14 protein-coding genes are annotated in these 18,632 nt (G+C 60.0%); 4 read left to right on the top strand and 10 right to left on the bottom strand.

Annotated elements, in window-relative coordinates; genetic code table 11:
- Positions 1 to 3 precede the first annotated feature (3 nt).
- The gene (gene nagE / locus AACY19_RS09565) at positions 4 to 1,719 is read left to right on the top strand and encodes an N-acetylglucosamine-specific PTS transporter subunit IIBC (RefSeq protein ID WP_339450004.1); all 1,716 of its coding nucleotides are present in this window, start codon (positions 4 to 6) and stop codon (positions 1,717 to 1,719) included.
- A gap of 126 nt (positions 1,720 to 1,845) precedes the next feature.
- On the opposite strand, the gene AACY19_RS09560 is transcribed toward nagE, so the two are convergent.
- On the bottom strand, positions 1,846 to 2,157 hold the full coding sequence (locus AACY19_RS09560) for a Nif3-like dinuclear metal center hexameric protein (RefSeq protein WP_095050948.1): 312 nt from the start codon (positions 2,155 to 2,157) through the stop codon (positions 1,846 to 1,848).
- 5 nt (positions 2,158 to 2,162) lie between these two features.
- Complete coding sequence (gene purL / locus AACY19_RS09555; RefSeq protein WP_339450003.1) at positions 2,163 to 6,059, bottom strand: phosphoribosylformylglycinamidine synthase; 3,897 nt, start codon at positions 6,057 to 6,059, stop codon at positions 2,163 to 2,165.
- 285 nt (positions 6,060 to 6,344) lie between these two features.
- On the opposite strand from purL, the gene mltF reads away from it, so the two are divergent.
- Positions 6,345 to 7,805 carry a membrane-bound lytic murein transglycosylase MltF gene (mltF, locus tag AACY19_RS09550; protein ID WP_339450002.1) on the top strand — a complete coding sequence of 487 codons (1,461 nt, stop codon included), beginning with the start codon at positions 6,345 to 6,347 and terminating at the stop codon, positions 7,803 to 7,805.
- Between the two features lie 128 nt (positions 7,806 to 7,933).
- Here mltF and pdxJ read toward each other — a convergent pair whose 3' ends face one another.
- From pdxJ to lptF, 8 genes are all read right to left on the bottom strand, one after another.
- Positions 7,934 to 8,680, bottom strand: coding sequence for a pyridoxine 5'-phosphate synthase (pdxJ, locus tag AACY19_RS09545; RefSeq protein WP_339450001.1), 747 nt, complete (start codon positions 8,678 to 8,680; stop codon positions 7,934 to 7,936).
- A gap of 39 nt (positions 8,681 to 8,719) precedes the next feature.
- On the bottom strand, positions 8,720 to 9,409 hold the full coding sequence (recO, locus tag AACY19_RS09540; RefSeq protein ID WP_339450000.1) for a DNA repair protein RecO: 690 nt from the start codon (positions 9,407 to 9,409) through the stop codon (positions 8,720 to 8,722).
- Between the two features lie 169 nt (positions 9,410 to 9,578).
- The gene (gene era, locus AACY19_RS09535; protein WP_016771562.1) at positions 9,579 to 10,481 is read right to left on the bottom strand and encodes a GTPase Era; all 903 of its coding nucleotides are present in this window, start codon (positions 10,479 to 10,481) and stop codon (positions 9,579 to 9,581) included.
- Positions 10,474 to 11,163 carry a ribonuclease III gene (gene rnc, locus AACY19_RS09530; protein WP_024011703.1) on the bottom strand — a complete coding sequence of 230 codons (690 nt, stop codon included), beginning with the start codon at positions 11,161 to 11,163 and terminating at the stop codon, positions 10,474 to 10,476. The genes era and rnc overlap by 8 nt, the downstream gene beginning before the upstream one ends.
- A 169-nt stretch (positions 11,164 to 11,332) precedes the next feature.
- Positions 11,333 to 12,187, bottom strand: coding sequence for a signal peptidase I (gene lepB / locus AACY19_RS09525; RefSeq protein ID WP_339449999.1), 855 nt, complete (start codon positions 12,185 to 12,187; stop codon positions 11,333 to 11,335).
- 5 nt (positions 12,188 to 12,192) lie between these two features.
- Positions 12,193 to 13,992: a translation elongation factor 4 gene (lepA, locus tag AACY19_RS09520; protein WP_339449998.1), complete on the bottom strand. Its 1,800-nt coding sequence runs from the start codon at positions 13,990 to 13,992 to the stop codon at positions 12,193 to 12,195.
- Positions 13,993 to 14,165: 173 nt separating this feature from the next.
- Positions 14,166 to 15,227 carry an LPS export ABC transporter permease LptG gene (gene lptG, locus AACY19_RS09515; protein ID WP_339449997.1) on the bottom strand — a complete coding sequence of 354 codons (1,062 nt, stop codon included), beginning with the start codon at positions 15,225 to 15,227 and terminating at the stop codon, positions 14,166 to 14,168.
- A complete protein-coding gene (gene lptF / locus AACY19_RS09510; RefSeq protein WP_339449996.1) occupies positions 15,220 to 16,341 on the bottom strand; it encodes an LPS export ABC transporter permease LptF in 1,122 nt (373 codons plus the stop codon). Before lptF ends, lptG begins: the two co-directional genes overlap by 8 nt.
- 308 nt (positions 16,342 to 16,649) lie before the next feature.
- Here lptF and AACY19_RS09505 point away from each other — a divergent pair, with 308 nt between their 5' ends.
- Both AACY19_RS09505 and AACY19_RS09500 read left to right on the top strand, forming a co-directional pair.
- The gene (locus AACY19_RS09505; protein WP_339449995.1) at positions 16,650 to 18,140 is read left to right on the top strand and encodes a leucyl aminopeptidase; all 1,491 of its coding nucleotides are present in this window, start codon (positions 16,650 to 16,652) and stop codon (positions 18,138 to 18,140) included.
- Between the two features lie 60 nt (positions 18,141 to 18,200).
- Positions 18,201 to 18,629 carry a DNA polymerase III subunit chi gene (locus AACY19_RS09500; RefSeq protein WP_339449994.1) on the top strand — a complete coding sequence of 143 codons (429 nt, stop codon included), beginning with the start codon at positions 18,201 to 18,203 and terminating at the stop codon, positions 18,627 to 18,629.
- Positions 18,630 to 18,632: the final 3 nt, after the last annotated feature.

Raw genomic sequence — 18,632 nt, 5'->3', positions numbered from 1 at the left:
ACCATGTACCAACTCTTCATCGAAGGCCTGCAACGCCTCGGCCGCGCGCTGATGCTGCCGATCGCGATCCTGCCGATTGCCGGCCTGCTGCTGCGTCTGGGTGACACCGACCTGCTCAACATCGCGATCATTCACGATGCCGGCCAGGTGATCTTCGCCAACCTGGCGATGATCTTCGCCATCGGCATCGCCGTCGGTTTCGCCAAGGACAACAACGGCACCGCCGGTCTCGCCGGGGTGATCGGTTATCTGGTGATGATCTCGACGCTCAAGGTGCTCGATTCAACCATCAACATGGGCATGCTCGCCGGTATCGTCAGCGGCTTGATGGCCGGCGCGCTGTACAACCGCTTCAAGGACATCAAATTGCCGGAGTATCTGGCGTTCTTTGGCGGTCGGCGATTTGTGCCGATTGTCACCGGTTTTGCCGCGGTCGGTCTGGGCGTGGTGTTCGGCTACATCTGGCCGCCGATCCAGCACGGCATCAACGCCTTCGGCGCCTTGATGATGGAAAGCGGCAGCATCGGCGCGTTCGTGTTTGGCGTGTTCAACCGCCTGCTGATCGTCACCGGCCTGCACCATATCCTCAACAACATGGCGTGGTTCGTGTTCGGCAACTTCACCGATCCAGCCACGGGGGCGCTGGTGACCGGTGACCTGACGCGCTACTTCGCCGGCGATCCGAAGGGCGGCCAGTTCATGACCGGCATGTTCCCGATGATGATCTTCGGCCTGCCGGCAGCGTGTTTGGCGATGTACCGCAACGCACTGCCGGAACGCCGCAAGGTGATGGGCGGGATTTTCCTGTCGATGGCTTTGACTTCGTTTTTGACCGGGGTGACCGAACCCATCGAGTTCGCCTTCATGTTTTTAGCGCCGCTGCTGTTTCTGCTGCATGCGCTGCTGACCGGGTTGTCGATGGCGATCACCAATGCGCTGAACATTCACCTCGGCTTCACCTTCTCCGGCGGTTTTATCGACATGGTGCTGGGCTGGGGCCGCTCGACCAATGGTTGGTTGGTGGTTCCGGTGGGGCTGGCTTACGCGGTCATCTACTACTTCGTCTTCGACTTCTGCATTCGCCGCTTCAACCTGAAAACGCCGGGGCGTGAGGATGTGGCGGTCAGTGAAAAAGCCGTGTTGACCGAGAACGAGCGCGCCAGTGCTTACATCAAGGCATTGGGTGGTGCCCAGAATTTGCTCACCGTCGGCGCTTGCACCACGCGCTTGCGACTAGAAATGGTTGATCGCAACAAGGCATCCGATGCCGAGCTGAAAGCGCTGGGTGCGATGGCGGTGGTGCGTCCGGGCAAGGGTGGGAGTTTGCAAGTTGTTGTGGGACCGATGGCGGATAGCATTGCGGATGAGATTCGTCTGGCGATGCCGACTCTCGGACGTGCAGTTCTGGTTGAAACGGCTGTTGTTGCTGATGAGCCGAAAGCCGTCGTGGTTGCTGGTTCTGAAGCGCAGCAATGGCTGAATGCGTTGGGCGGTGGCGACAATGTCTTGCGCCTGGATTGCATTGCAATGACCCGGATTCGTCTGCAACTGGCGGATGGCGAAGCGTTGTCGCAAGCGCAGTTGAAAGACCTGGGATGCCATGGCGTCAGCCAGCTGGATGGCGGGGTCTGGCATTTGCTGGTGGGCGACAAGGCGGCGAGTTTGAGTGGGGCATTAGAAAGCCTGGTCAATCGCAGCGAGGTTAGTGCGAAGGTTTGAATCTTCGGAGTCGCGACGGCCCTCTTCGCGAGCAGGCTCACTCCTACAGAAAAGCAAATCGGGGGCAACAAAAAACCCGCAGACAATCACTCATCTGCGGGTTTCCTGTTTCAGCAGCCAGAAAGATCAGAAATCTTCCAGCCGCCACACCTCATAAGCCGGTGTCTCGTAGGGATGACTAAGCTTCAAAGCCGCCACAACAGCAACGATCAACTCATCCGCCACCACCAGCTCAACCTTCCATTCCTCAACCCGCTCGACCTGCCCCGCCTCGCCAATAAACGGCTGACTCCCGTCCAAAGGTCGAAACTGGCCAGACCCAAGCACCTGCCAGGCACAGTGGTCATAGTCACCGATCCGCCCACCACCGGCAGCGAACACAGCCCCTTTGACCACCTCGACATGGCTGTCAGGAACAAAAAACGCCAGCTTGTACACGACGATCAGTTAACCCAGACGCGCGCGTTACGGAACATGCGCATCCAAGGAGCGTCCTCGGTCCAGTCTTCCGAACGCCACGAGTTCTGCACGGCGCGGAACACACGCTCCGGGTGCGGCATCATGATCGTCACGCGACCGTCGCGGCTGGTAAGGCCGGTGATCCCGCGCGGCGAACCGTTCGGGTTGGCCGGATAACGCTCGGTGACCTTGCCATGGTTGTCGACGAAACGCATCGCCACGCAACCGGACAGATCGGCTTCCAGCAATGCCTCTTCACTGGAGAACTCGGCGTGACCTTCACCGTGAGCGATGGCGATAGGCATGCGCGAACCGGCCATGCCCTGCAGGAAGATCGAGTTCGATTCCTGGATCTGCACCATCGCCACGCGCGCTTCGAACTGCTCGGAACGGTTACGCACGAAGTGCGGCCAGAACTCGCTGCCCGGGATCAGTTCGTGCAGGTTGGACATCATCTGGCAACCGTTGCACACGCCGAGGGTGAAGCTGTCGTTACGTTCGAAGAAGCCTTGGAACGCATCGCGGGCACGGCTGTTGAACAGTGCCGACTTGGCCCAGCCTTCACCGGCGCCGAGCACGTCGCCGTAGGAGAAACCACCGCACGCCACCAGACCTTTGAACTCGTTCAGGTCGACACGGCCAGCGAGAATGTCACTCATGTGCACGTCAATTGCGTTGAAACCGGCGCGGTCGAACGCAGCCGCCATTTCCACCTGACCATTGACGCCCTGCTCACGCAGCACGGCAACCTGTGGGCGGATGCCTTTCTTGATGTAAGGCGCGGCGATGTCCTGGTTGACGTCGTAGCTCAGCTTGACGCTCAGGCCCGGGTTGTCTTCTTCCAGCAACACGTCGAATTCTTGCTCGGCGCAGTCGGCGTTATCACGCAGACTCTGGATCTGGTAGCTGGTCTCGGCCCACTGACGTTGCAGCAGACGACGCTGACCTTCGAACACGGTGTCACCGTTGAAGGTGATGTTGATCTGACCATTGTTGATCGGCTGACCGATCACCGACACGCAGTCGCCCAGACCGGCCGCACTGAATTGCGCGAGGATGTCTGGCGTGGCGTCCTGACGAACCTGGATGACGGCACCCAGTTCTTCGTTGAACAGGATCGCGGCGATTTCTGCCGAGGACTCTGCCACGCTGTCCAGGTTCAGGCTCAGACCGCAGTGACCGGCGAAGGCCATTTCCACCACGGAAGTCAGCAGACCACCGTCGGAACGGTCGTGGTAAGCCAGCAGGTGGCCGTCGGCGTTGAGGCCCTGGATCACCGCGAAGAAGGCTTTCAGGTCTTCGGCGTCATCGACGTCCGGTGCGTGTTTGCCGAGTTTGCCGTGGACCTGGGCAAGGATCGAAGCCCCCATGCGGTTCTGACCGCGACCGAGGTCGACCAGGATCAGATCAGTGGTGCCCTTGTCCATGCGCAGTTCCGGGGTCAGGGTCTGACGGATGTCAGCCACTGGCGCGAAACCGGTCACGATCAGCGACATCGGCGAGGTCACGGTTTTTTCTTCGCCGTTGTCGTTCCAGCGGGTGGCCATGGACATCGAGTCCTTGCCCACCGGAATGGTGATGCCCAGCTCAGGGCACAGTTCCATACCGACCGCTTTCACGGTGTCGTACAGACGCGCGTCTTCGCCCGGGTGGCCGGCAGCAGACATCCAGTTCGCCGACAGTTTGATGTCGGAGATCTTGTTGATGCGCGAGGCGGCGATGTTGGTCAGGGTTTCGCCGATGGCCATGCGGCCCGACGCCGGGGCGTCCAGCAGAGCCAGCGGAGTGCGCTCGCCCATCGCCATCGCTTCACCGGTGTAAACATCGAAGCTGGTCGCGGTGACAGCAACGTCGGCCACCGGAACCTGCCATGGGCCAACCATTTGGTCACGGGCGACAAGGCCGGTGATGGTGCGGTCGCCGATGGTGATCAGGAAGCTTTTGCTGGCCACGGCCGGGTGATGCAGAACGCGCTCGATGGATTCGGTGATGTCGAGGTTCGACGGATCGAAGTCATCGCCCAGCTCGGCTTCACGAACCACCGAACGGTGCATGCGCGGGGCTTTGCCCAGCAACACTTCCAGTGGCATGTCCACCGGGTTGTTGCCGAAGTGGCTGTCGGTCACGGTCAGTTGCGGTTCAGCAGTGGCTTCACCGACAACGGCAAACGGGCAACGCTCGCGTTCGCAGATTGCCTGGAAGCGCTCGAAATCATCCGGGCCGACGGCCAGTACGTAACGTTCCTGGGATTCGTTGGACCAGATTTCGTGCGGGGCCATGCCCGGCTCGTCGTTTGGAATGTTGCGCAGTTCGAAACGGCCACCGCGGTCGCCGTCGTTGACCAGTTCCGGGAAGGCGTTGGACAGACCGCCCGCGCCGACGTCGTGGATGAAGCTGATCGGGTTCTTGTCACCCAACTGCCAGCAACGGTCGATGACTTCCTGGCAACGACGCTCCATTTCAGGGTTTTCACGCTGAACGGAAGCAAAATCCAGATCCGCCGAGCTGGTGCCGGTGGCCATCGACGAAGCCGCGCCGCCGCCCAGACCGATCAACATCGCCGGGCCGCCGAGCACGATCAGCTTGGAGCCGACGACGATCTCGCCCTTCTTGACGTGTTCTTCGCGGATGTTGCCCATGCCGCCTGCCAGCATGATCGGCTTGTGGTAACCACGAACCTCGTCACCGTGCGGGGTGGTGATCGATTGTTCGAAGGTACGGAAGTAGCCGGTCAGGGCCGGACGACCGAATTCGTTGTTGAACGCCGCGCCGCCGAGCGGGCCTTCGATCATGATGTCCAGCGCGGTGACGATGCGCTCAGGCTTGCCATATGGCACTTCCCACGGCTGTTCGAAGCCCGGGATCTGCAGGTTCGACACGGTGAAGCCGGTCAGGCCAGCCTTTGGCTTGGCGCCACGGCCGGTTGCACCTTCGTCACGGATTTCGCCGCCAGAACCGGTGGAGGCGCCCGGGAACGGGGCAATTGCAGTCGGGTGGTTGTGGGTTTCAACCTTCATCAGAATGTGCACCGGCTCCTGCACCGCGCCGTACTGGCGGGTTTCCGGGTTCGGGAAGAAGCGACCGGCGACGTTGCCGACGATCACCGAAGCGTTGTCCTTGTAAGCGGACAGCACGCCTTCGCTGTGCATCTGATAGGTGTTCTTGATCATGCCGAACAGGCTTTTTTCCTGGCTCTGGCCGTCGATATCCCAACTGGCGTTGAAGATCTTGTGACGGCAGTGCTCGGAGTTGGCCTGGGCGAACATCATCAATTCGATGTCGTGCGGGTTGCGCTTCAAACCGTTGAAGGCGTTGACCAGGTAGTCGATTTCGTCTTCAGCCAAGGCCAGGCCCAGCTCGGTGTTGGCCTTTTCCAGCGCGGCGCGACCGCCACCGAGGATGTCGATGGCAGTGAGCGGTTTCGGTTCGGCGTGGCTGAACAGACCGGCGGCCTGCTCAAGGTTGGCCAGCACGATCTGGGTCATGCGGTCATGCAAGACGTCGGCGATCTGCTGCGCTTCGGCTTCGCTGAACTGACCGGCAACGTAGAAGGCGATACCGCGCTCCAGACGCTGGATCTTGCTCAGGCCGCAGTTGCGGGCGATGTCGCTGGCCTTGCTCGACCATGGCGAGATGGTGCCGAAACGCGGCAACACCAGAAACAGACGACCGGTCGGCTCTTGTACCGGAACGCTTGGACCGTACTTCAGAAGGCGCGCAAGCACCTGCTGTTCGTCGCCGGTCAGGACGCCGGTGACTTCGGCGAAGTGAGCGAATTCAGCATACAGGCCACTGACAGCTGGAACCTTCTGGCTCAGTTGCTCAAGGAGTTTGCTGTGGCGAAAGGCAGAAAGGGCAGGAGCGCCGCGCAGGATCAACATCTTCGGGACAGCCTCGGGAAGGGGTGTGCTTTGAGGCCGTGCATTCTAGCCTAAACCGCCCTCAACATCACCCGAAACGCTACGCACGGTTGCACTCGGATACCAATCTGTGTTTCTGCCTCCCGAGTCAGGTAAATCACGGCTGTGGCGACGTCTTATTTTTACTGTAACAAAAAGCCGCACAGCCCCGTTCCTGTGGGGTTTCGCTCGGTTTTGTGATCTTTAGCAGACTAGTCCTACGCTGTCGAGATATGGCGCTCGTGGCCGTTTGCGTATACTGCGCAGATGTTTTTCCCAACGGCTTTGCGTCCGCGGTACGCCAAATGGCTGATCGCAACCGGACTCTTCCTGGTGCTCAGTGGCTGTGTTGATAAACCCAACACACTCGAGCGCGTAAAGGAGGATGGTGTGCTGCGGGTGATTACCCGTAACAGCCCCGCCACCTACTTCCAGGATCGCAGCGGTGAAACCGGCTTTGAATACGAGCTGGTGAAGCGTTTCGCCGACGATTTGGGTGTTGAACTGAAGATCGAAACCGCCGACAACCTCGACGACCTGTTCAATCAGATCGGCAAACCGAACGGCCCGGTACTGGCCGCCGCCGGTCTGGTCAGCAGCGAGCAGCGCAAGAAGCAGGTGCGGTTCTCGCATTCCTACCTCGAAGTCACCCCGCAGATCATCTATCGCAACGGCCAGTCGCGGCCGACCGACCCCGGTGACCTGGTCGGCAAGAAGATCATGGTGCTCAAGGGCAGCACTCACGCCGAGCAACTGGCCGGGCTGAAACAGAAATATCCCGGCATCGAGTACGAAGAATCCGACGCGGTTGAAGTGGTCGATTTGCTGCGCATGGTCGATGAAGGCCAGATCGACCTGACGCTGGTCGATTCCAACGAAGTGGCGATGAACCAGGTGTACTTCACCAATATTCGCGTGGCCTTCGACCTGGGCGACGCACGCAGCCAGAGCTGGGCCGTGGGTCCGGGCGAAGACAACAGTCTGCTCAACGAGATCAATGACTATCTGGACAAGGTTCAGAAGAACGGCACCCTGCAGCGCTTGAAGGATCGCTACTACGGCCACGTCGATGTCCTCGGCTACATGGGCGCCACCACCTTCGCCCAGCACTTGCAGCAGCGCCTGCCGAAGTACGAGCAGCACTTCAAGAATTACGCGAAGAAAGAGAAAGTCGACTGGCGCCTGCTCGCGGCCATCGGTTATCAGGAATCGCTGTGGCAACCGACCGTCACCTCGAAAACCGGCGTGCGCGGCCTGATGATGCTCACGCAGAACACGGCGCAGGCGATGGGCGTGTCCAATCGCCTCGATCCAAAGCAGAGCATCATGGGTGGCGCCAAGTACCTGGCGTATATGAAGGAACAGCTCGACGATTCGATCAAGGAGCCGGATCGCACCTGGTTTGCCCTGGCAGCCTATAACGTCGGCAGCGGTCATCTGGATGACGCGCGCAAACTGACGGCCAAGGAAGGGCTGAACCCGGACAAATGGCTGGATGTGAAAAAGATTCTGCCGCGCCTGTCGCAGAAGCAGTGGTACAGCAAGACCCGCTACGGCTACGCCCGGGGCGGCGAGCCAGTGCATTTCGTGGCGAACATCCGTCGCTACTACGACATTCTGACCTGGGTGACCCAGCCGCAGCTTGAAGGCGATCAGGTGGCCGAGGGCAATCTGCATGTGCCCGGCATCGACAAATCAAAGCCGGCGCAAGAGCCTGCCCCGCTCTGACTGACCATCGTAGACCCCATGTGGGAGCGGGCTTGCTCGCGAAGGCGGTGTATCAGTCAGGAATATTTCGACTGACACTCCGCCCTTCGCGAGCAAGCACGCTCCCACATTTGGTTATGCGTCGACCTTCAGCCCTTCAACGCCGCAGCCAGGATCAGCGCTTTCATTTCCGAGACTGCGGACTTGAAGCCAACGAATAACGCATGCGCCACCAGCGCATGGCCGATGTTCAGTTCGTTGATACCCTTGATGGCCGCGACCGCTTCAACGTTGTGGTAATGCAAGCCGTGACCCGCGTTGACGATCAAGCCTTGGGCCAAACCAAACGCCACGCCATCCGCGACACGCTTGAGCTCTTCGGCGACTTCGGTCGGGGTTTGGGCATCGGCATAACGCCCGGTGTGCAATTCGATGGCCGGCGCACCGACGCGCTTCGACGCTGCAATTTGCCGCTCGTCAGCATCGATGAACAGCGACACTTCGCTGCCGATTTTCGACAGACGCTCAACCGCAGCCTTGAGGCGTTCCTCCTGCCCGGCGACGTCCAGACCACCTTCAGTGGTCAGTTCCTGACGGGTTTCCGGTACCAGGCAAATGTGTGCCGGGCGGATGCGTTCGGCGAACACCATCATTTCTTCGGTGACGCCCATTTCAAAGTTCATGCGGGTTTGCAGCACGTCCTTGAGCAGCAACACATCGCGCTCCTGAATGTGCCGACGGTCTTCACGCAGGTGCACGGTGATGCCATCGGCGCCCGCCTCTTCCGCATCCAGTGCAGCCTTGACCGGGTCCGGGTAGCGCGTACCACGGGCCTGACGCAGGGTAGCGACATGGTCGATGTTCACGCCGAGAAGAATGCGATTGCTGGTGGTCACGGATGCGCTCCTGAATTGAGAGATTCGGCGCACAGCATATCAGGGCTTACGAAATAGCTCGCGGCTGACGAGGGGGCGACCACCCAAGTGAACGGCCAGAGCCTGACGCATCAGACGCTTGGCGGCGGACAAAGCACCGGGAGCGGTCCAGTCGGCGTCGGCCATGGCCAGTAGTTCGACGCCGTTGAACAAGCCGGGTTGCAACAGGAACACCCGCTCAAGACCCGCATCCACTTGCAGACGATAGAGGCCGTCCGTCGCGATGGCCTCGCCGTGAATATCAGTGTTGAGGGAAAACCCGTAACCGAGGTCATCAAGCAAGCGCCATTCGAATGAGCGCAGCAAGGGTTCAAGCGGTCGGCCTTCCGCCAATGCCAGCAGGGTCGCGGCGTAATGATCGAATACCCCCGGGTGCGGGTCTTCGGCAGGCAACAGACGAATCAGCAGTTCATTCAGGTAGAGACCACTGAACAGCGCTTCGCCGTTGAGCCACGCCGAAGTACCCGAACTCTCCATGCGCCCGACATTCTTCAGCTCACCCTTGCCGCGAAACTCCACTTCCAGCGCCACAAATGGCCGCGCGAGCGTCCCGGCCTTGCCCCGCGCACTGCGCAACACCGCCCGCAGCCGACCTTGCGGCGTGAGGAAATCCACCAAGGCACTGGTTTCGCGGTAGGCGCGACTGTGCAGGACGTAGGCGGGTTGAGCGGGAGGCGGGTTTTGCGACATTGAGTTCTCGATGAAGAAACGCAGGTTTACACACAACCCGAAAACAAATGTGGGAGCGGGCTGGCTCGCGAAGGCGCAGTGACAGTCAACATCAATGCTGAATGTTACACCGCCTTCGCGAGCAAGCCCGCTCCCACAGGGTTCTCTGGTGTATCAGAACACCGGAATTTTACAGGTCGCCGTAACCCAGCGAACGCAGTGCACGCTCGTCGTCGGACCAGCCGCCCTTCACCTTGACCCACAGGTTGAGCATGATCTTGGAGTCAAACAGCAGCTCCATGTCCTTGCGCGCTTCGGTGCCAATGCGCTTGATGCGCTCGCCCTTGTCGCCAATGATGATCTTCTTCTGGCCGTCGCGCTCTACGAGGATCAAGGCATGGATATGCAGGGTCTTGCCCTGCTGCTTGAACTCTTCGATTTCGACGGTGATCTGGTACGGCAGCTCGGCGCCCATCTGGCGCATGATTTTCTCACGCACCAGTTCGGCGGCGAGGAAGCGGCTGCTGCGGTCGGTGATCTGGTCTTCCGGGAAGAAGTGATCGTTCTCCGGCAGATGATCAGCGATGACCTTTTCCAGTGCTTCGAGGTTGTGCCCGTGCTGCGCGGAAATCGGGATGATCTGTGCGTTCGGCAACTGCTCCTGCAACCAGCTCAGGTGCGGCATCAGCTCGGCCTTGTCTTCGATGCGGTCAGTCTTGTTGAGCGCAACGATCAGCGGGCCGGTCACGTACTGCACACGCTCCAGAACCATCTGGTCTTCGTCGGTCCACTTGGTGCGGTCAACCACGAAAATCACCACGTCGACGTCTTTCAACGCCGCCGAAGCAGTTTTGTTCATGTAACGGTTCAGGGCCTTTTCGCCACCCTTGTGCATGCCGGGGGTGTCGACGTAGATCGCCTGCACGTCGCCCTCGGTCTTGATCCCGAGCATGTTGTGGCGAGTGGTCTGCGGCTTGCGCGAAGTGATCGCGAGCTTCTGGCCGAGGATGTGGTTGAGCAGCGTCGACTTACCGACGTTGGGACGGCCGACGATGGCAACGTAGCCACAGCGAGTTGCGTTTGTATCAGTCATTGCCATTCTCCACGCCCAGGGCAATCAGTGCTGCGGCGGCCGCTACCTGTTCGGCAATACGACGGCTCACACCCTGACCCCGGCTTTTCTCATTCAGTAAGACCACTTCGCATTCGACGAAGAAGGTTCGGCAGTGCGGCTCACCCTGGATATCCACCACTTCGTAGCGTGGCAGTTCGCAACCGCGCGATTGCAGGTGTTCCTGCAGGCGGGTTTTCGGGTCCTTGTTGGTGTCGACCAGCGTCAGGCCTTCGAACTCGCCGGCCAGCCAGGCCAGCACACGCTCGCGCGCCACGTCCATACCGGCATCAAGGTAGATCGCGCCGATCAGCGCTTCAAGGGCGTCGGCCAGGATTGATTCACGACGGAAGCCGCCGCTTTTCAACTCACCGGAACCCAGTCGCAGGTAATCGCCAAGGTCGAAACCGCGGGCCAGTACGGCCAGGGTCTCACCTTTTACCAGGCGTGCGCGCAAACGCGACAACTGGCCTTCGCGGGCCAGCGGGAAGCGATCAAACAGCGCCTCGCCAGCGACGAAATTGAGGATGGCATCACCGAGGAATTCCAGGCGTTCGTTGTTGCGCCCGGCAAAACTGCGGTGCGTCAGGGCCAGCAGCATCAGCTCCTGGTCCTTGAAAGTGTAACCGAGCTGGCGCTCGAGACGGCTTAGAGAAACGCTCACGGTTTACCCACGCTGAGTTCGTGGCTGGATTCCACTGCCATCGCCGGGATGCGGCGCAGGCCTGGGACAATTAACGCTGTGTTCAAAAATTAAATCCTGGCGATTGCGAAGCCGATTGTGCCGGCTCCAGAAATGCATTCGGCGCTGTGGTCAACAGCGCCGTGTGTGATTACTTGATCAGGCCAACCCGCGAGAAATTCGGCAGGTGACTGAGTTTCGGCTCCGGCCAGCTCATCCAGACCGCGAAGGCCTTGCCGACGATATTCTGGTCGGGAACCATGCCCAGCAGATCCTTGGGAATGTTCGGATCATCCCAGTAGCGACTGTCGTTCGAATTGTCGCGGTTGTCGCCCATCATGAAGTAGTGCCCGGCCGGCACTGTCCACGTGTGATCCGGGGTCGCGCGGTAGCGGCTCATTTCCTTGCGGATCAGGTGCTCGGCGGCGCCCAGCTTCTCTTTGTACAGCTCTGCGCTGCCCAGCGTTCCCGGCTCGGAGCCGATCATTTGCTCGGCAATCGATTCGCCATTGACGAGCAGACGCTTGTCAGCGGTGTAACGCACCGTGTCGCCCGGCAGGCCGACTACACGCTTGATGTAGTTGACGTTCGGGTCGCTCGGATAACGGAACACCATGACATCGCCGCGCTGTGGATCACCGACTTCGATGATTTTCTTGTCCAGCACCGGCAGGCGGATACCGTAAGAAAACTTGTTCACCAGAATGAAGTCGCCGACGTCCAGGGTTGGCTTCATCGAACCGGACGGGATCTGGAACGGTTCCACCAGGAACGAACGCAGCACCAGCACGATGAACAACACCGGGAAGAACGACTTGCCGTACTCGACCAGCAGCGGCTCTTTGTTCAGTTTTTCAACGACCACCACATCAGGCTGGCTGACGCTGCCTTGATAAGAGGCAATGGCAGCACGCCGACGCGGTGCCAGGATCAACAGATCAAGCAACGCCAACAGGCCGCAGACGAACACGGCGATGACCAGCAACAGCGGGAAATTTAGTGACATAGGACCTAACTATCCAACCTGAGCACTGCAAGGAAGGCTTCTTGTGGAATTTCCACGTTGCCGACCTGCTTCATGCGTTTCTTACCGGCCTTTTGCTTCTCGAGCAGTTTCTTCTTACGGCTTACGTCACCACCGTAGCATTTGGCCAATACGTTCTTTCTGAGTGCCTTGACGGTTGTGCGTGCAACGATCTGACCACCGATGGCGGCCTGAATCGCTACGTCGAACATCTGGCGAGGAATCAGTTCTTTCATCTTCTCGGTCAACTGGCGACCTTTGTAGTGCGAGTTGTCACGGTGCACGATCAATGCGAGGGCATCGACCTTGTCGCCGTTGATCAGCACGTCCAGTTTCACCAGATTAGCCGATTGGTAGCGGTCGAAATGGTAATCCAGCGAAGCATAGCCGCGACTGGTGGACTTCAGACGGTCGAAGAAGTCGAGAACCACTTCGTTCATCGGCAGGTCGTAAGTGACCTGCACCTGATTGCCGAGGAACAGCATGTCGACTTGAACGCCGCGCTTCTCGATGCACAGGGTGATGACGTTGCCCAAGTGTTCCTGCGGTACCAGGATATTGGCCCGCACGATCGGCTCGCGCATGTCTTCAATGGACGACACATCCGGAAGCTTGGATGGGTTGTCGACGTAAATCGTTTCACCGGTTTTCAGCAGCAGCTCAAAAATTACGGTGGGTGCAGTGGTGATCAGGTCCAGGTTGTATTCGCGCTCGAGGCGCTCCTGGATGATTTCCATGTGCAGCATGCCGAGGAAGCCGCAACGGAAGCCAAAGCCCAGGGCGTCGGAGCTTTCCGGGGTGTACTGCAGCGACGAGTCGTTCAGGGTGAGCTTCTGCAGCGCTTCGCGGAAATCCTCGAAGTCGTCGGAGCTGACCGGGAACAGACCCGCGTAAACCTGCGGCTGGATACGTTTGAAGCCGGGCAGCACTTCCACGTCCGGGGTCGAGGCCAGCGTCAGGGTGTCACCGACCGGTGCACCGTGAATGTCCTTGATGCTGGCGATGATGAAGCCCACTTCGCCGGCTTTCAGGTCTGTCGTGGCGGTGTGTTTCGGGTTGAACACGCCAACGCTGTCGACCAGGTGAATTTTGCCGGTGGACTTGACGAGGATCTTGTCACCCTTCTTCACGCGACCATGACGCACGCGCACCAGGGAAACAACGCCCAAGTAGTTGTCGAACCAGGAGTCGATGATCAACGCTTGCAGCGGATCTTCGATATTGCCGGTCGGCGCAGGAATGGTGTGCACCAGACGCTCGAGCACTTCGTCGACACCCAGGCCGGTTTTGGCGCTGCAGGTGACGGCGTCAGTGGCATCAATGCCGATGATCTTCTCGATCTCGTCCTTGACGCGATCCGGATCAGCCTGTGGCAGGTCGATCTTGTTCAATACCGGCATGACCTCAAGGCCCTGCTCGATGGCGGTATAGCAGTTGGCGACGGACTGGGCCTCGACACCCTGACCGGCGTCAACCACCAGCAAGGCACCTTCACACGCGGCCAGGGAACGGCTGACTTCGTAGGTGAAGTCAACGTGACCCGGGGTGTCAATGAAGTTCAGCTGGTATTTGATGCCGTCTTTGGCCGTGTAATAGAGGGTGACGCTATGGGCCTTGATGGTGATCCCGCGTTCACGCTCCAGGTCCATGGAATCCAGTACCTGGGCTTCCATTTCACGCTCGGCCAGGCCGCCGCACATCTGGATGAAACGGTCAGCCAGCGTCGACTTGCCATGGTCAATGTGGGCGATGATGGAGAAATTGCGGATATGACTCAAATCACTCACGGATCAACACTCAAAAAGGCTGCAGGCATGGCCCGCCGAAAAATAGCCGGGAATTGTACCTGATACACGACGCAAGCGTCACGCTCGCCGGCCACCCGGTTTGCATGCAAAAACGCCCCGGTTTGTCGACCGGGGCGTTTTCGAGTTTCAAGGCACTGGCAAAAGTGCGCGCATCAACCGGCTCTTCGCAACAGCCAGACGCCCGCCAGCGCACAAACGCCGGCCGGCACCAGCACCGCAAACAGTGGGGAGAAACCGAACACCAGGCTCGACGGGCCGAGCAAATCCTGGACGATGCGGAAGGTGAAGCCCACCAGCACACCGGTGAACACACGCTGACCGAGGGTCACCGAACGCAGCGGGCCGAAGATAAAGGAGATTGCCATCAGTACCAGGGCGGCAGTCACCAGCGGCTGCAACACCTTGACCCAAAAGGCCAGCCAATAGCGACCGTTGCTCAGGCCCTGCTCGGACAGATAGTGGATGTAGCCCCACAGACCGCTGATCGACAGCGATTCCGGCGCCATGACTACCGTGCTGAGCAATTGCGGGCTGAGCGATACATCCCAGCGTTCGGTCGGCGTGTTCACCACTTCGGTGCTGCGCTCATGGAACACAGTGGTCGCCACGTCGGTGAGCTGCCAGTGATTGCCATCGAACTCGGCCTTTTTGGCGAAGCTAGAACTCAGCAGGTGGCGTTCCTTGTCGAAATGATAACGGGTCACGCCATACAAAAGACCGTTCGGTTGCACGGCGTTGATGTGGATGAACTCGTCACCCTGACGATGCCACATACCGTGCTTGGCGCTCTGCGCGTCGCCGCTGCCCTGGGCCAGGGAACGATTGGCCTGAGCCATCCTTTCAGTGGCCGGAGCGACGTATTCGCCGATCAGCACACCGGCCAGCATCAGCACCAGCATGGGCTTCATGACGGCCCAGACAATACGGCCGATGGAAACACCGGCGGCGCGCATGACCGTCAGCTCACTGCTGCTGGCCAGACTGCCGAGGCCGATGAGGCAGCCGATCAAGGCCGCCATCGGCAGCATTTCATAGAGGCGGCGCGGCGCGGTGAGCAATACGAAGCTGAGGACATCGACCAGGGTGTAGGTGTCGCTGACATCACCCATTTCATCGATGAAGGCGAACAACGTCGCCAGACCCAGAATGATCGCCAGCACGGCGAGGATCGCCATGAACACGCTGCTGCCGATGTAGCGGTCGAGTTTAACCACGGGCCACCTCCAGCGCATGAGCACGACGGCTGGCCATCTTCAGGCGCAGCGGCTCCCAATAGAGCAGGCCGAAACCGATGACAAGGAAGATCACATGCACCCACCACAGGCCGAGGGCCGGCGGGATCTTGCCTTTTTCAAGGGCGCCGCGGGCGGCAATCAGAATGGTCAGGTAAGCCATATAAAGAAGAATCGCCGGCAGCAACTTGAGGAAACGCCCTTGACGCGGATTGACACGCGACAGCGGCACCGCCATCAGGGTCACGATAAACACCAGCAGCGGCAGGGACAGGCGCCATTGCAGTTCGGTACGGGAACGGATGTCGTCGCTGCCCAGCAGCTTCGAAGTCGGCATCGCGTCACGGTCGGTGACTTCTTCGCTGACTTCCGGCTTGGGCAATTGCACGCCATAGGTTTCGTAATGGATCGCCCGATAATCGGCCTGACCCGGACTGCCGTCATAGCGATAGCCGTTGTCGAGAATCAGGTAGCGGGTGCCATCCGCACGCGCCTCCTGACGACCGCCTTCGGCCACCAGTACGGAAATCCCGCGATCCTTCTGGTCGGCACCGAGGTTTTTCTGCGAGATGAACACGCTGCCCAGGTTGACGCGGTCGTCGCTCAGGGTTTCGGTGTAGGTCACCCGGGTGCCGTCACGCAGGGCCTGGAAGCGACCCGGCTCGAGGGTGTCGAATTCGGTGAGGGCGTCCTGTTTGTTCAGCAGCAACTGGAACTGGTTGGCGCCTTGCGGGGCCAGCCCCAGGCTCAGCCATGCCACGACCAGCGCCACCAGCGTTGCCGGGAACAGGGTCATGCGAAACAGTTTTTGCTGGCTCATGCCAGTGGCCGAGAGCACGGTCATTTCGCTTTCGAGGTACAGGCGACCGTAGGCCAGCAGAATCCCGAGGAACAGGCCCAGCGGCAGAATCAGTTGCAGGAAGCCCGGCAGGCGGTAGCCCATGATCAGGAACAGCGAGCCCGGATCGAGCTGGCCGGCAGCGGCCTGAGCGAGGTATTTGATGAAGCGACCGCTCATGATGATGACCAGCAGCACGGCACTCACGGCGCTGAGGGTCAACAGGACTTCGCGGGACAGATAACGGAAGACGATCAAACCAGACACTCCAGGGTTGTCAGGCTAAGGCGGCCAAACAAGCAATCACAACGACCGACCCGCAATGCAGAGCCGTCGAAAAAAGATGCGGCATTATCCTGTGATTGGGGGCGCCTGTCACTGCGCACACTCATCCACGCGCGCAATCCGTTGAAGATCGTACAACCGAGGGTTGTCAGGCGCGGGGAGCGAGGTTCAAACTGCGGCCCTTATCGCAGGCTTTGGCCTGCGCCTCTTCTATCTATAAGCAGGCGACTGCGGCCACCGTCGAACGCCTGCGTGTTGACCATTCATTCAGGGACCCGGACATGGAACTGGTTGTAAAAAGCGTTAGCGCAGAAACGTTGAAAACCGCCACCCTGGTGGTTGCCGTCGGTGAAGGCCGCAAACTCGGCGTCGCCGCCAGACAGGTCGACGAACTGAGCGGCGGCGCGATCAGCGCCGTACTCAAGCGTGGCGATCTGGCCGGCAAAGTCGGTCAAAGCCTGCTGCTGCACAGCCTGCCAAACCTCAAAGCCGAGCGCGTGCTGCTGGTCGGCGTGGGCAAGGATGAGGAACTGGGTGACCGTCCGTTCCGCAAAATCGTTGCCGGCATCCTCAACACCCTCAAGGGTCTGGGCGGCAGCGATGCCGTACTGGCGCTGGATGAAATTATTGTAAAAAACCGCGACAGCTACGGCAAAACACGTCTGCTGGCGGAAACCCTGGTGGACGGTCAATACACTTTCGACCAGTTCAAGAGCCAGAAAGCTGAACCGCGCGCACTGAAGAAAATCACCTTGGTGACCATCAAGGCTGCCCAGGCCGAAGTGCAGCGCGCGGTGAATCACGCCACTGCGATTGCCAATGGCATGGCGTTCACCCGCGATCTGGGCAACCTGCCGCCAAACATCTGCCACCCGACTTTCCTCGGCGAACAAGCGAAGAACCTGGGCAAGGAGTTCAAGGATCTGAAAGTCGAAGTCCTCGACGAGAAGAAGATCAAATCCCTCGGCATGGGTTCGTTCTATGCCGTCGGTCAAGGCAGCGAGCAACCGCCGCGCCTGATCGTCATGCAATATAACGGCGGCAAGAAATCCGAGAAGCCTTACGCGCTGGTCGGTAAAGGCATCACCTTCGACACTGGCGGCATCAGCCTGAAACCGGGCGCCGGCATGGACGAAATGAAGTACGACATGGGCGGCGCGGCCTCCGTGTTCGGCACCCTGCGCGCGGTGCTCGAGCTGAAACTGCCGATCAACCTGGTGTGCATCCTTGCTTGCGCGGAAAACATGCCGAGTGGCAACGCGACCCGTCCAGGCGACATCGTCACCACCATGAGCGGCCAGACCGTGGAAATCCTCAACACCGACGCCGAAGGCCGCTTGGTGCTGTGCGACGCGCTGACCTACTCCGAGCGCTTCAAGCCACAAGCGGTGATCGACATCGCCACCCTGACCGGCGCTTGCGTGGTTGCTCTCGGCGCTCACACTTCGGGCCTGCTGGGCAACAACGACGAACTGATCGACCAACTGCTCAGCGCCGGCAAGGCCGCTGACGACCGCGCCTGGCAACTGCCGTTGTTCGACGAATACCAGGAGCAACTGGACAGCCCGTTCGCCGACATCGCCAACATTGGCGGGCCGAAGGCCGGCACCATCACTGCCGCGTGCTTCCTGTCGCGCTTCACCAAGAACCTCAATTGGGCGCACCTGGACATCGCCGGCACCGCGTGGACCAGCGGTGGCAAGGACAAGGGCGCCACTGGCCGTCCGGTCCCCCTGCTGACCCAGTACCTGCTGGATCGCGCCAAAGCCTGAAACCAATGACTTGCGGCGGCGTCACTTTCCGCTGACGCCGCTGGCAACTCTGGAACCGCAATGACCAAAGTCGACTTCTATATCCTGCCCAGCGCCGACCCATCGGCGCGCCTGGACTTCGCCTGCAAGCTCACCGAAAAAGCCTGGCGCATGGGCCACCGCATCTACCTGAATTGCCGCGATGCCGCTCAGCGTGACGACCTCGACGCACGCCTCTGGGCGTTCAAGGGCGAAACGTTCGTGCCCCATGGCCCGGCTGACAGCGAACCGGACGGCTTGATCGTACTGGGATTGGGGGATGACTGCGGTGAGCATCAGGATTTGCTGGTCAATCTCGACCTGAAAGTGCCGGCCTTCGCCGGTAAATTCGCCCGCGTGGCGGAAGTGGTGGTGGAAGATCCGACGATTCGCGCGGCGGCACGGGAGAGTTTCCGTTTCTACCGCGAACAGGGCTATCCTCTGCAAGATCACCGTTTACAGCGACTCTGAGTA

Origin of the sequence: Pseudomonas sp. EA_5y_Pfl2_R50, assembly GCF_963970475.1 — a bacterium.
Lineage (GTDB): Bacteria > Pseudomonadota > Gammaproteobacteria > Pseudomonadales > Pseudomonadaceae > Aquipseudomonas.
This window is presented reverse-complemented; position numbering and strand designations above follow the sequence as displayed.